Origin of the sequence: Staphylococcus sp. Marseille-Q5304 (genome assembly GCF_943737015.1) — a bacterium.
GTDB classification, from domain to species: Bacteria; Bacillota; Bacilli; order Staphylococcales; family Staphylococcaceae; genus Staphylococcus; species Staphylococcus hsinchuensis.
Genome location: NZ_CALSFP010000001.1, coordinates 422668 through 434992 on the forward strand (window position 1 = coordinate 422668; position 12325 = coordinate 434992).

Genomic DNA, 12325 nt, shown 5'->3' on the forward strand with positions numbered 1-12325 from the left:
CCGAAATGAAATTACATGAGTTAAAACCAGCTGAAGGTTCACGTAGAGAACGTAACCGCGTAGGTCGTGGTGCAGCTACAGGTAACGGAAAAACAAGTGGTCGCGGTCAAAAAGGACAAAAAGCGCGTTCAGGTGGTAAAGTAAGACCAGGATTCGAAGGTGGTCAATTACCATTATTCCGTCGCTTACCAAAACGAGGTTTTACTAACATTAACCGTAAGGAATATGCTATTGTTAACTTAGACCAACTTAACAAGTTTGAGGATGGTACAGAAGTAACTCCAGCCTTATTAGTAGAATCTGGTGTAGTTAAAAGTGAAAAATCTGGTATTAAAATATTAGGTAATGGTACGCTTGATAAGAAACTAACAGTTAAAGCTCATAAATTCTCTGCTTCTGCAGCAGATGCTATTGATGCAAAAGGTGGAGCACACGAGGTGATCTAATGTTTAAAACGCTTGTGGAGTTCTTTAAAACAAAAGAAGTCCGTAACAAGATCTTTTTTACACTCGCAATGTTAGTTATATTTAAAATAGGTACTTTTATTCCCGCACCCGGGGTTAACCCAAATGCCTTTGAAAATCATCAAGGTTCTCAAGGTGTCACTGATTTGTTAAACACATTCGGTGGTGGAGCCTTGAAGAACTTTTCTATCTTTGCTATGGGGATAATGCCTTATATTACTGCATCGATTGTAATGCAGTTATTACAAATGGATATTGTTCCGAAGTTTACAGAGTGGGCAAAACAGGGTGATGCAGGAAGAAGAAAGCTGAATAACTTTACACGTTATTTTGCAATTGCTCTTGCATTTATACAATCAATCGGAATGGCGTTCCAATTTAACAATTATCTAAAAGGCCAATTGCTAATAGATAATTCGATATTAAGTTATTTATTGATTGCTGTCGTGTTAACAGCTGGTACGGCATTCTTAATTTGGTTGGGTGAACAAATCACTCAATTTGGTGTAGGTAATGGTATTTCGATCATTATCTTTGCAGGTATACTGTCATCATTACCATCATCTTTAGGTCAATTTTATCAACAAGCATTTGTCGGACAAGATGATGTCTCAATGGCTTGGTTGAAAGTAATTGGTTTAGTTGTGGGTATGATTTTATTAACAGTAGGTGCAATTTACGTATTACAAGCTATTCGTAAAATACCAATTCAATACGCTAAGAAACAATCAACACAACGATTAGGTTCACAAGCAACGTATTTACCTTTAAAAGTTAACTCTGCAGGGGTTATCCCAGTTATCTTTTCAATGGCGTTTTTCTTGTTACCAAGAACATTAACTTTATTCTTCCCCAAAGCAGAATGGGCACAAAAGATTTCAGACGTAGCCAATCCATCACATAATATCGGAATGGTTGTATATGTTATATTAATTATTGCATTTGCGTACTTCTATGCGTTTGTGCAAGTTAATCCTGAAAAAATGGCAGATAACCTTAAGAAACAAGGAAGCTATGTTCCCGGTATTAGACCTGGTGAGCAAACTAAAAAATATATTACTAGAGTACTCTATCGTTTGACGTTTGTAGGTTCTTTATTCTTAGCAGTGATTGCAATTTTACCTATTCTTGCTACGAAGTTTATGAACTTACCACAATCCATTCAGGTTGGTGGTACAAGTTTACTTATCGTTATAGGTGTTGCAATTGAAACTATGAAGAGTCTAGAAGCTCAAGTAAGTCAAAAAGATTATAGAGGCTTTGGTGGTAGATAAATTGTAGGAGGGCACTTATGAATATCATTTTAATGGGTTTACCTGGTGCAGGTAAAGGAACTCAAGCGAGTGAAATTGTTAAGAAATTCCCAATTCCACACATATCTACTGGTGACATGTTCAGAAAAGCGATTAAAGATAAAACTGATTTAGGTAAAAAAGCTGAATCATATATGGATCGTGGTGAACTTGTTCCTGATGAAGTTACTGTGGGTATCGTTAAAGAAAGAATTTCTGAAGACGATGCGAAGAAAGGGTTCTTATTAGACGGTTTTCCTCGTACTATCGATCAAGCTGAAGCATTAAATAGTATTATGCAAGAACTTGATAGAGAAATTGATGCAGTTATAAACATTGAGGTGCCAGAAGAAGAATTAATGAACCGCCTTACTGGTCGTAGAATTTGCGAGAAGTGCGGAACAACTTATCATCTTGTATTTAATCCTCCAAAGGTTGAAGGTGTATGTGATCTTGACGGAGGGAAATTGTATCAACGTGAAGATGACAACCCAGAAACAGTTGCAAATCGTTTAGAAGTCAATGTTAAACAATCTAAACCTATTATCACTTATTATCAAGATAAAGGTGTATTGCGTAACATTGATGGTTCAAGAGATATTGACGAAGTTACAAAAGATGTAATCAATATTTTAGAAAACTTATAGGATCAACTATTACGGTCTGTAGTTAAGCCAAAGGTATAATTGAATAAGAGTGATAATGCGATTGAGTAATTCATTTTAATTTTGTTAGACTTTTATAAACGCACTAATAGACTCGTATGGTTTGAGTTGATAGGTAACGATAACCAACTATATGTATAAGGGGGAAATTAGTAAATGGCAAAACAAGATGTAATTGAATTAGAAGGTACTGTATTAGATACTTTACCGAATGCAATGTTTAAAGTAGAATTGGAAAATGGTCATGAGATTTTAGCACATGTAAGTGGTAAAATCAGAATGAATTATATCCGTATTCTACCTGGCGACAAAGTAACAGTAGAAATGTCTCCGTACGATTTAACACGCGGAAGAATTACTTATCGTTATAAATAAAGTCACTCCATAATATAGGGAGGTATAAAAATGAAAGTAAGACCATCAGTAAAACCAATTTGCGAAAAATGCAAAGTCATTAAACGTAAAGGTAAAGTAATGGTAATTTGTAGCAATCCTAAGCACAAACAAAAACAAGGATAATAAAGAGAGGTGTAAATAATTATGGCACGTATTGCAGGAGTGGATATTCCACGTGAAAAACGTATCGTTATTTCATTAACATATGTATACGGTATCGGTACAACAACAGCAAACAAAATTGCTGAAGAAGCAAATGTTTCACCAGCTACACGAGTTAAAGATCTAACAGATGACGAATTAGGTCGTATCCGTGAAGTAGTAGACGGCTATAAAGTTGAAGGTGACTTACGCCGTGAGCAAAACTTAAACATTAAACGTTTAATGGAAATCTCATCTTACCGTGGTATTCGTCACCGTCGTGGCTTACCAGTACGCGGACAAAAGACTAAAAACAATGCTCGTACAAGAAAAGGCCCAGTTAAAACTGTAGCTAATAAGAAAAAATAATAGGTAAAGGAGGCAAAATATAAATGGCACGTAAACAACAAGTATCTCGTAAACGTAAAGTGAAAAAGAATATTGAGAATGGTGTTGCACACATCCGCTCAACATTCAACAATACAATCGTAACTATCACTGATGAGTTTGGTAACGCATTATCATGGTCATCAGCAGGTGCACTTGGATTCAAAGGTTCTAAAAAATCAACACCATTTGCTGCTCAAATGGCATCAGAAACTGCATCTAAGACAGCTATGGAACATGGTTTAAAAACTGTTGAAGTTACTGTAAAAGGACCTGGTCCAGGTCGTGAATCAGCTATCCGTGCATTACAATCAGCTGGTTTAGAAGTAACTGCAATCCGTGACGTTACTCCAGTACCACATAATGGTTGTCGTCCACCAAAACGTCGTCGCGTATAATTTTATTGTTTAGTCACAGGTCACTGAGAAATACAGTATATATCAAGTCGACGTATTCAAGGAGGATTTTTGTAAATGATTGAAATAGAAAAACCTAGAATTGAAACAATTGAAATTAGTGAAGATGCTAAATTCGGTAAGTTCGTTGTTGAACCACTAGAGCGTGGCTACGGTACTACACTAGGAAACTCCTTACGTCGTATCCTACTATCTTCATTACCAGGTGCAGCCGTCAAGTACATTGAAATCGAAGGTGTGTTACACGAATTCTCAGCAATAGATAATGTAGTCGAAGATGTTTCAACAATTATTATGAACATTAAAAAACTTACATTAAAAATCTATTCTGAAGAAGACAAAACTTTAGAAATTGATGTTAAAGATGAGGGCGAAGTTACTGCAAGTGACATTACTCATGATAGTGATGTAGAGATTTTAAATCCTGATATTAAAATCGCAACAGTTTCTAAAGGTGGACATTTAAAAATCCGTCTTGTTGCTAATAAGGGTAGAGGTTACGCATTAGCAGAAGAAAATAACACTAGTGATTTACCAATTGGTGTAATTCCAGTGGATTCACTTTATTCACCTGTTGAACGTGTAAACTATACAGTTGAAAATACACGTGTAGGTCAAAGTAGTGATTTTGATAAATTGACTTTAGATGTCTGGACAGATGGTTCGATTACGCCACAAGAATCTGTATCTTTAGCAGCTAAGATCTTAACTGAACACTTGAATATCTTCGTTGGATTAACTGATGAAGCTCAAAATGCTGAAATCATGATTGAAAAAGAAGAAGATCAAAAAGAAAAAGTATTAGAAATGTCAATTGAAGAACTAGATTTATCTGTTCGTTCATACAACTGCTTAAAACGTGCAGGCATTAACTCTGTTCAAGAATTAGCTGATAAATCAGAAGCAGATATGATGAAAGTGCGTAATTTAGGACGTAAATCTTTAGAAGAAGTTAAATATAAACTTGAAGATTTAGGTTTAGGTTTAAGAAAAGAAGATTAATATAAAGGAGGTTAACTCATGGGTTACAGAAAATTAGGACGTACTTCTGATCAACGTAAAGCAATGTTACGTGACTTAGCGACGTCACTTATCGTTAGCGAACGCATTGAAACTACAGAAGCTCGTGCAAAAGAACTACGTAGCATCGTAGAAAAATTAATCACTTTAGGTAAAAAAGGCGATATCGCTTCTCGTCGTCAAGCAGCTGAAACATTACGTAAAGTTGAAATTTTAAATGAAGATGAAACTACTCAAACAGTACTTCAAAAGCTATTTGGTGAAATTGCTGAACGTTATGAAGAACGTCAAGGCGGTTACACTCGTATCTTAAAAGCAGGCCCTCGTCGTGGTGATGGTGCTGAGTCAGTAATCATTGAATTAGTTTAATTTAAATACACGTACTACTATATATAAAGCAAATGAGTGCAACGATAGTATTTGCCACATACAAATATTGTCTAGCTCAGAGTACCCCATCAAAACTAAATAACTTGTTAAAGCGTGAACTCAATATTGATGGGGTGCGCGCTTTTTTTTTACTCCCCCTTATTAGCTATGCTAATTAGGGGGAGTTATGCATTTGCCAATGCAAATGCGAACCGCTAAACCCTTATTAGTTTTACTAATTAGGGGGAGTTGACTGTGGGACAGAAATCTAGAAAGATTTCGTAGTCCCACGTCGGCAAGGATGACTAGAATTGAAACAAGCTTTTTAAAGCGCAATTTCAATTCAGACATCTACTGCCAAACATGTAGCAGGTATGTAATTAGAATAATCGAATATGCGAATCTTTGAGCCATTGAAACGCTGGTGATTAGGGGGAGTCTTTTAGGGAACACCTGAGCAGAGTTCATGTGTAAGTATCACTAAGTTGCAGGGCAATAAGTGCTGCTTTATTTGTTCAATATGATTGAGGGGTGTGCATTTTTAGCATGTTTCATGTAGAATAAAATAGATGTATTAATTTATTTTGGAGGCAATTGAAATGGTCATGGATAACCATGCGATAGCGTTTAATCATGTTTCATTTAAATACGATGAGGATGCATCTTTAGTACTAGATGATGTATCTTTTAATGTGCCTACAGGCCAATGGACATCTATTGTTGGTCATAATGGTTCTGGAAAGTCTACGATTGCTAAATTAATGATTGGTATTGAAGAGCCAGTAGCAGGAACGATTTATTTAAATGGTCAGCAACTTAACGCATCTTCGGTTCAAGAGTTAAGAAAGCAGATTGGTATTGTATTTCAAAATCCTGAGAATCAATTTGTAGGGGCTACGGTTGAATTTGATGTTGCATTTGGGCTAGAAAATCATGCAGTGGGTTATGAAAAAATGCAACAAATTGTTCCTGACGTACTGCAAGATGTGGAGATGTTGGATAAAGCAAAGTATGAACCACAATCATTATCGGGTGGTCAAAAACAACGTGTTGCTATTGCAGGGGTTCTTGCATTGAATACAGATATCATTATTTTGGATGAAGCAACTTCAATGTTGGATCCTTCGGGGCGTAAAGAATTATTAAACTTGATTCGAGAATTGAAACAACACAGAGATGTTACGATTATATCGATTACGCATGATTTAACAGAAGCTTTAGTAGCTGATCATTTAATTGTGATGAACGAGGGTAAAGTTTATGATGCAGGACCACCACAATATATTTTTAAAGATGGTGCTCAATTGACGAAAATAGGTTTAGATTTACCATTTTCAATGCGTATGAATCAGCTCCTCTTTAATAAAAACGACTTTGTAACTTACGAAAGGTTGTTGGAGAATTTATGACAGTCAAATTTAATCATGTGAGTTATACCTATCAAGTAGGCACACCCTTTGAACATCAAGCTTTAGCAGACGTTGTAACGCAATTTGAAAATGGCCGATACTATGCACTCATAGGTCAAACTGGTTCTGGGAAGTCGACTTTAATACAACATTTCAATGGTTTACGAAAACCCACTGAAGGTGCTTTGCAAATTGACGATTTAACGATTACGAAAAAGAGTAAGGATAAACATTTAAAGTCTATTCGTAAAAGAATAGGAATGGTCTTTCAATTTCCTGAGTCACAGCTATTTGAGGAAACAGTGGAAAAAGAGATTCTTTTTGGGCCTAAAAATTTTGGCATGCCAGTGGAGCAAGTTAAAGACAGAGCAAAATCATTATTAGAAGAGTTTGGCTTTGATAAAGATATAATGCAGCAATCACCATTTCAAATGTCAGGTGGTCAAATGCGTAAGATAGCATTGACTTCAATATTAGCAATGGATCCAGATATTATCATTTTAGATGAGCCTACTGCAGGTTTGGACCCTCAAAGTAGAATTCAAGTGATGACAATGATAAAAGAGCTACAGTTAGAACACCAAAAGACAATCATACTCGTAACACATGAAATGAATGATGTTGCACGTTATGTAGATGAAGTGAAAGTGATGGCGAATGGGAATGTCATAGATAGTTGTTCGCCACGCAAGTTGTTTCGAGATGTTTCATTTGTACAACAATATAATTTAGAGTTACCAGATGTAGTACAATTACAACATGATGTTGAACAGAAAAACAAAATTAGCTTTAACGATCTAGCATTAACAGAAACAGAATTTGTTGAATTGTATAAGGAGTGGCAACGTCATGAAAGATAAATTAATTATTGGTCGTTACATCCCTTTAAATACTACTATTCACAATTTAGACCCAAGAGCGAAATTTATCTTTACTTTTATATTTATCATACTTATCTTTTTAGCACATTCTGTGGCTACTTATCTCTGGTTATTTATACTGATATTCATTTTTATGAAATCAGCACATATCAAACCATGGTTTTTAATAAAAGGCTTAACTCCCATATGGTTCTTTATGATATTTACCTTTTTAATGCATGTATTTGTGACAAAAGGTGGTACACGTCTTGTAGAATTTGGTGTGATATCTATCGATACAAACGGAATTGTGGAAGGGATATTTATTGGTTTAAGATTAATTTTTATATTATTAATTTCAACAATTTTAACCTTAACGACGAGTCCTATTGATTTAACGGATGCATTTGAAAAGTTGTTAACGCCTTTAAAATGGATTAAAGTACCCGTCAACCAATTAAGTTTAATGATGTCTATTGCTTTAAGGTTTATACCAACTTTAATGGATGAATTAGATAAAATCATCTTTGCACAAAAATCAAGAGGATCAGAAATGAGTTCGGGAAGTATTTTAAATCGTATTAAAGCTTATATCCCATTATTAATTCCACTATTTATCTCATCGTTTCAACGAGCAGAAGATCTCGCTATTGCTATGGAAGTGAGAGGTTATGATGCGAATAGCCAAAGAACAAGTTACCGTCAATTACATTGGCACATGAAAGATACAATTTCAATAATACTTTTAATACCGATCGCAGGTATTTTAATTGGGTTAAAGTTATTAGGAGTGTAGTAAGATGCGTGTTTTAGTAAACATTTCATATCAAGGAAGTCAGTTTCTTGGCTTTCAAATCCAACAAAATGGTCGAACAGTACAACAACAATTTGAAAAGATTTTGACTAGAATGCACAAACGGCACGTCAGAATTCATCCTACCAGTCGCACAGATAGAGGAGTCCATGCGATTGAGCAGTATTTTCATTTTGATACGGAACTCAATATATCTAGGCAACAATGGCAGTATGCAATGAATCGATTTTTACCGGATGACGTATGTGTTAATGAAGTAACATTTGTAGATTCAGAGTTTCATTGTAGATATGACAGTTTAGGTAAATGCTACCGTTATAAAGTGTATCAAGACCAGCGTAAGGATCCGTTTCAGAGTGGACTTAAAAAGCACATACCAGAAGAATTAGATATTGAAAAAATGCAACAAGCAGCGCGCTTATTTATCGGAACACATGACTTCACAGCATTTTGCTCACAAAAAGCAGAAACAGAAAGCAAAGTACGTACTTTATATGATAGTAAAATTGTTAAAACGGAAGATGGCTTTGATTACATCGTTGCTGGTTCAGGCTTTTTATACAATATGGTTCGGGTTCTAGTGGCATTTTTAGTTCAAGTAGGGAAAGGCAAACAAGACCCTCAAGCTGTCCCTCAGTTATTAGCAGATAAAGATAGAAATAAAATTCCGTTTACAGCACCACCTGAAGGACTGTACTTGCAAAAGGTATATTTAACGGAAAATGCACTTATTTCAGATTACGGAAAAGACGTTTTAACAGACAAAAAAATTGATACAAAATATCAAAATGAGATTGACAAAACCCTTTAAAAATTATACGATTATTAACGGTATTGTTTTATATCACCCCACGATAAGCCCCGGAAACTTATTGTGTTACAAGATATAGAAGCACGTAGAACAAATAATGGAAATAAATGAAAATTTATGATTTAAGAGTATCTACTATTAAACAAGAAATATTTATTTATTTACTCTAGGAGGACAATGAAATGCGTCAAACATTTATGGCAAATGAATCAAACATTGAACGTAAATGGTATGTTATCGATGCAGACGGACAAACATTAGGTCGTTTATCATCTGAAGTAGCATCTATTTTACGTGGTAAGAATAAAGTAACTTATACACCGCACGTTGACACTGGTGATTATGTAATCATCATTAACGCTTCAAAAATTAAATTCACTGGTAATAAAGAACAAGATAAAGTTTATTACCGTCACTCAAATCACCCAGGTGGAATCAAATCAATCACAGCTGGTGAGTTAAGAGCAACTAACCCAGAGCGTTTACTTGAAACTTCAATTAAAGGTATGTTACCAAGTAACCGCTTAGGCGAAAAACAAGGTAAAAAACTATTTGTATATGGTGGCGCTGAACATCCACACGCTGCACAACAACCAGAAAACTACGAGTTACGTGGTTAATTAGAAGGAGGAAATTACATTGGCACAAGTTGAATATAGAGGCACAGGCCGTCGTAAAAACTCAGTAGCACGTGTACGTTTAGTACCTGGTGAAGGTAATATCACTGTAAACGATCGTGATGTACGTAGCTACTTACCATTCGAATCATTAATCTTAGATTTAAACCAACCATTTGAAGTAACTGAAACTAAAGGTAACTATGATGTATTAGTAAACGTTCACGGTGGTGGATTCACAGGACAAGCTCAAGCAATCCGTCACGGTATCTCACGTGCATTATTAGAAGCAGACCCTGAGTACAGAGGTTCTTTAAAACGCGCTGGATTACTAACTCGTGACCCACGTATGAAAGAACGTAAGAAACCAGGTCTTAAAAAAGCACGTCGTTCACCACAATTCTCAAAACGTTAATTTGTCACTGTTGCGAAATTATTTGCTTACAGTTTCGATACGCAAATTGCGTTCAAAAAGCACGCTTTGGATTATTCCAAAGCGTGCTTTTTTTATTTTATAATGCAATAAGTTCTAACAAGGATTTTCGATTTTCTTCTCCGTATACATGAGGCATGACCATAACTTCATCAATATTGTATTTAGCATACAATCCATTTAACGCTTCCTTAACTTCCTCAGGGGACCCTGCTATAACACGACTTTTATTTTTATAAATTTTAGCTTGTTCTCTTTCAGAAAACTTTCTTTCATTCGCATATTGGATTGAGTAATATGACGTAGGTTGATTTAAATAATTTATTCGCAATAACCATAAATGAAATGCGCGTAACAAATCATTTAACACTTTCTCATTTTTAGCAGTTACCACGAAAGTAGCTAACATCACATAAGGCTGTTTATCTGAATGGAGCTGTTTAAAATGCGAACGATAAGTTTCAATAACCGAATTTAATGCCCGTTGCTGTTGACCCATTTGCATCACAACGAGTGGTAGTCCTTTTTCTGCAGCAAGTTTGGCACTCCGCGTACTCATGCCTAATATGAACATTTGAGGTTGGGTAGCAATTTGAGGTGTGGCTAATAAGCCTTTAAAACGATTATGTTCTGATGTGTCATCATTAAAATAAGCTAATAAGTCATCAATTTGCGTACTATAATTGACTTCGCTTTTATCTTTATGTTCGTTTAATGCTTCATTCACATTTCTAAAGCTCGATGATTTTCCCGTACCAATATCGACTCTATTTGGATGTCTGGCTTCCATAATTTTCAACTGTTCGCTCACTTTATAGGCACTATAATGCGGCAACATAATACCGCCACTACCGATACGAATTGTCGACGTATTTTCTAACAGTGACATCATAATCATCTCTGGAGCGCTAGATGCGACAGATAAGACTTGATGATGTTCTGCAACCCAATATCGATGGTATCCTAATTGTTCTGCCCATTGTGCGAGTTCTATAGAATGATTCAAAGCTTCTGTAGTATTGCGGCCTTCAAAAATAGGTACATAGTCTAAAACACTTAGCTTCATTTAAGTTGCTCCTATCAATTTGGTGTTTCTACGTTCAATGTTAAAGTTAAGGTCATCATAACACGCTATGTAAATCTCCTATAAACGATTTGATTGCCTTGTACAAGCTCCTCCATTTAAAATGAAATAAAAGAATGAATGGAGGCATGTTTTATGAACAATGAACGTATTGTATTAGCACAAAGACCACAAGGAATTCCTTCTGATGATGTATTTCGTACCGAAACAGTAGAATTAAATGATTTACAAGACGATGAAATTCAAGTTGAAGCTTTATATATTTCAGTAGATCCTTACTTGAGAGGTAGAATGAATGACACAAAATCTTACGTGCCACCGTTTCAACTTGATGAGCCAATTACAAGTCATCTTGTCGGTAAAGTCACAGAATCAAAGCATTCACAATTTGAAAAAGGTGATATTGTAACAGGTAGAGCACCATGGCAAAAGGTGACAAACATTTCAGGCGAAGATATGACCAAAGTATCACAAACTGATGTGCCATTATATTTATATCTAAGTGTATTAGGTCTAACAGGTCAAACAGCATATCACGGACTATTAAAAATAGGAGAACCTCAACCAGAAGAAACGGTTGTAGTTTCAGCAGCATCAGGGGCAGTAGGTTCAGTCGTAGGTCAAATTGCAAAAATTAAAGGCGCACATGTTGTTGGTATTGCGGGTGGTCCTGAGAAAACAGCCTACTTAACTGAGGAATTAGGTTTTGATGCCGCTGTTGATTATAAAAAAGATGATTTCAATGAGCAGCTAGCTAATGCAGTGCCTAATGGTATCGACGTTTATTTCGAAAATGTAGGTGGCGATATTGCAGATAAAGTGTTTAAACACTTAAATCAGTTTGCACGAATTCCTGTATGCGGTGCGATTTCTCAATATAACGATACAGAAATTGAACATGGTCCACGCATTCAACCAATATTGATTAAATCACAAGCATTGATGAAAGGTTTCATTGTTGGTAATTATGCAAATGACTTTAAAAATGCTAGTAAAGAATTAGCACAATGGGTACAATCAGACCAAATAAAAACGAAAACTTCAATTATGGAAGGGTTCGACAACCTACCGCAAGCTTTTAGAAACTTATTTACTGGTGATAATTTCGGTAAACAAGTAGTAAAAGTTGCAGAAGTGGATTAAATTT

General features: G+C 35.5%; 17 protein-coding genes. 16 read left to right on the plus strand and 1 reads right to left on the minus strand.

The features are described from left to right. Positions 1 to 5 precede the first annotated feature (5 nt). The 15 genes from rplO (at position 6) to rpsI (ending at position 10076) form a co-directional block, all read left to right on the plus strand. Complete coding sequence (rplO, locus tag NGI30_RS02015) at positions 6 to 446, plus strand: 50S ribosomal protein L15 (protein WP_251518035.1); 441 nt, start codon at positions 6 to 8, stop codon at positions 444 to 446. Next, the gene (gene secY / locus NGI30_RS02020) at positions 446 to 1738 is read left to right on the plus strand and encodes a preprotein translocase subunit SecY (protein ID WP_251518037.1); all 1293 of its coding nucleotides are present in this window, start codon (positions 446 to 448) and stop codon (positions 1736 to 1738) included. The genes rplO and secY overlap by 1 nt, the downstream gene beginning before the upstream one ends. A 17-nt stretch (positions 1739 to 1755) precedes the next feature. Next, positions 1756 to 2403, plus strand: coding sequence for an adenylate kinase (locus NGI30_RS02025; protein WP_251518039.1), 648 nt, complete (start codon positions 1756 to 1758; stop codon positions 2401 to 2403). Positions 2404 to 2577: 174 nt separating this feature from the next. Further along, positions 2578 to 2796 carry a translation initiation factor IF-1 gene (gene infA, locus NGI30_RS02030; protein WP_001118443.1) on the plus strand — a complete coding sequence of 73 codons (219 nt, stop codon included), beginning with the start codon at positions 2578 to 2580 and terminating at the stop codon, positions 2794 to 2796. A gap of 30 nt (positions 2797 to 2826) precedes the next feature. Next, a complete protein-coding gene (rpmJ, locus tag NGI30_RS02035) occupies positions 2827 to 2940 on the plus strand; it encodes a 50S ribosomal protein L36 (protein WP_002471372.1) in 114 nt (37 codons plus the stop codon). Between the two features lie 21 nt (positions 2941 to 2961). After that, complete coding sequence (rpsM, locus tag NGI30_RS02040) at positions 2962 to 3327, plus strand: 30S ribosomal protein S13 (RefSeq protein WP_251518041.1); 366 nt, start codon at positions 2962 to 2964, stop codon at positions 3325 to 3327. 23 nt (positions 3328 to 3350) lie between these two features. Next, positions 3351 to 3743 (plus strand): 30S ribosomal protein S11, encoded by a 393-nt coding sequence (gene rpsK / locus NGI30_RS02045; RefSeq protein ID WP_251518043.1) that lies wholly within the window; start codon positions 3351 to 3353, stop codon positions 3741 to 3743. Positions 3744 to 3818: 75 nt separating this feature from the next. Continuing rightward, positions 3819 to 4763, plus strand: coding sequence for a DNA-directed RNA polymerase subunit alpha (locus tag NGI30_RS02050; RefSeq protein WP_251942574.1), 945 nt, complete (start codon positions 3819 to 3821; stop codon positions 4761 to 4763). Positions 4764 to 4781: 18 nt separating this feature from the next. Further along, a complete protein-coding gene (gene rplQ, locus NGI30_RS02055; RefSeq protein WP_251942576.1) occupies positions 4782 to 5150 on the plus strand; it encodes a 50S ribosomal protein L17 in 369 nt (122 codons plus the stop codon). Between the two features lie 599 nt (positions 5151 to 5749). Continuing rightward, positions 5750 to 6559 carry an energy-coupling factor transporter ATPase gene (locus NGI30_RS02060; RefSeq protein WP_251518049.1) on the plus strand — a complete coding sequence of 270 codons (810 nt, stop codon included), beginning with the start codon at positions 5750 to 5752 and terminating at the stop codon, positions 6557 to 6559. Continuing rightward, on the plus strand, positions 6556 to 7419 hold the full coding sequence (locus tag NGI30_RS02065) for an energy-coupling factor transporter ATPase (RefSeq protein ID WP_251518051.1): 864 nt from the start codon (positions 6556 to 6558) through the stop codon (positions 7417 to 7419). The genes NGI30_RS02060 and NGI30_RS02065 overlap by 4 nt, the downstream gene beginning before the upstream one ends. After that, on the plus strand, positions 7409 to 8215 hold the full coding sequence (locus NGI30_RS02070) for an energy-coupling factor transporter transmembrane component T family protein (protein WP_251518053.1): 807 nt from the start codon (positions 7409 to 7411) through the stop codon (positions 8213 to 8215). Before NGI30_RS02065 ends, NGI30_RS02070 begins: the two co-directional genes overlap by 11 nt. A gap of 4 nt (positions 8216 to 8219) precedes the next feature. After that, a complete protein-coding gene (gene truA / locus NGI30_RS02075; protein WP_251942578.1) occupies positions 8220 to 9044 on the plus strand; it encodes a tRNA pseudouridine(38-40) synthase TruA in 825 nt (274 codons plus the stop codon). Positions 9045 to 9226: 182 nt separating this feature from the next. After that, positions 9227 to 9664 carry a 50S ribosomal protein L13 gene (rplM, locus tag NGI30_RS02080; RefSeq protein WP_251518058.1) on the plus strand — a complete coding sequence of 146 codons (438 nt, stop codon included), beginning with the start codon at positions 9227 to 9229 and terminating at the stop codon, positions 9662 to 9664. Between the two features lie 19 nt (positions 9665 to 9683). Continuing rightward, complete coding sequence (gene rpsI / locus NGI30_RS02085; protein ID WP_251518061.1) at positions 9684 to 10076, plus strand: 30S ribosomal protein S9; 393 nt, start codon at positions 9684 to 9686, stop codon at positions 10074 to 10076. Positions 10077 to 10173: 97 nt separating this feature from the next. Here the strand turns inward: rpsI and NGI30_RS02090 are convergent, their stop codons facing one another. Next, positions 10174 to 11160, minus strand: coding sequence for an LLM class flavin-dependent oxidoreductase (locus NGI30_RS02090; protein WP_251518064.1), 987 nt, complete (start codon positions 11158 to 11160; stop codon positions 10174 to 10176). Between the two features lie 153 nt (positions 11161 to 11313). Here NGI30_RS02090 and NGI30_RS02095 point away from each other — a divergent pair, with 153 nt between their 5' ends. Continuing rightward, on the plus strand, positions 11314 to 12321 hold the full coding sequence (locus NGI30_RS02095) for an NADP-dependent oxidoreductase (RefSeq protein WP_251942581.1): 1008 nt from the start codon (positions 11314 to 11316) through the stop codon (positions 12319 to 12321). Positions 12322 to 12325: the final 4 nt, after the last annotated feature.

What these genes read in the sequence shown, in the direction of transcription:
- rplO (WP_251518035.1), top strand. Translation starts at nt 6, where the DNA reads ATGAAATTACATGAGTTAAAACCAGCTGAAGGTTCACGTAGAGAACGT.
- secY (WP_251518037.1), top strand. Translation starts at nt 446, where the DNA reads ATGTTTAAAACGCTTGTGGAGTTCTTTAAAACAAAAGAAGTCCGTAAC.
- NGI30_RS02025 (WP_251518039.1), top strand. Translation starts at nt 1,756, where the DNA reads ATGAATATCATTTTAATGGGTTTACCTGGTGCAGGTAAAGGAACTCAA.
- infA (WP_001118443.1), top strand. Translation starts at nt 2,578, where the DNA reads ATGGCAAAACAAGATGTAATTGAATTAGAAGGTACTGTATTAGATACT.
- rpmJ (WP_002471372.1), top strand. Translation starts at nt 2,827, where the DNA reads ATGAAAGTAAGACCATCAGTAAAACCAATTTGCGAAAAATGCAAAGTC.
- rpsM (WP_251518041.1), top strand. Translation starts at nt 2,962, where the DNA reads ATGGCACGTATTGCAGGAGTGGATATTCCACGTGAAAAACGTATCGTT.
- rpsK (WP_251518043.1), top strand. Translation starts at nt 3,351, where the DNA reads ATGGCACGTAAACAACAAGTATCTCGTAAACGTAAAGTGAAAAAGAAT.
- NGI30_RS02050 (WP_251942574.1), top strand. Translation starts at nt 3,819, where the DNA reads ATGATTGAAATAGAAAAACCTAGAATTGAAACAATTGAAATTAGTGAA.
- rplQ (WP_251942576.1), top strand. Translation starts at nt 4,782, where the DNA reads ATGGGTTACAGAAAATTAGGACGTACTTCTGATCAACGTAAAGCAATG.
- NGI30_RS02060 (WP_251518049.1), top strand. Translation starts at nt 5,750, where the DNA reads ATGGTCATGGATAACCATGCGATAGCGTTTAATCATGTTTCATTTAAA.
- NGI30_RS02065 (WP_251518051.1), top strand. Translation starts at nt 6,556, where the DNA reads ATGACAGTCAAATTTAATCATGTGAGTTATACCTATCAAGTAGGCACA.
- NGI30_RS02070 (WP_251518053.1), top strand. Translation starts at nt 7,409, where the DNA reads ATGAAAGATAAATTAATTATTGGTCGTTACATCCCTTTAAATACTACT.
- truA (WP_251942578.1), top strand. Translation starts at nt 8,220, where the DNA reads ATGCGTGTTTTAGTAAACATTTCATATCAAGGAAGTCAGTTTCTTGGC.
- rplM (WP_251518058.1), top strand. Translation starts at nt 9,227, where the DNA reads ATGCGTCAAACATTTATGGCAAATGAATCAAACATTGAACGTAAATGG.
- NGI30_RS02090 (WP_251518064.1), bottom strand. Translation starts at nt 11,160, where the DNA reads ATGAAGCTAAGTGTTTTAGACTATGTACCTATTTTTGAAGGCCGCAAT.
- NGI30_RS02095 (WP_251942581.1), top strand. Translation starts at nt 11,314, where the DNA reads ATGAACAATGAACGTATTGTATTAGCACAAAGACCACAAGGAATTCCT.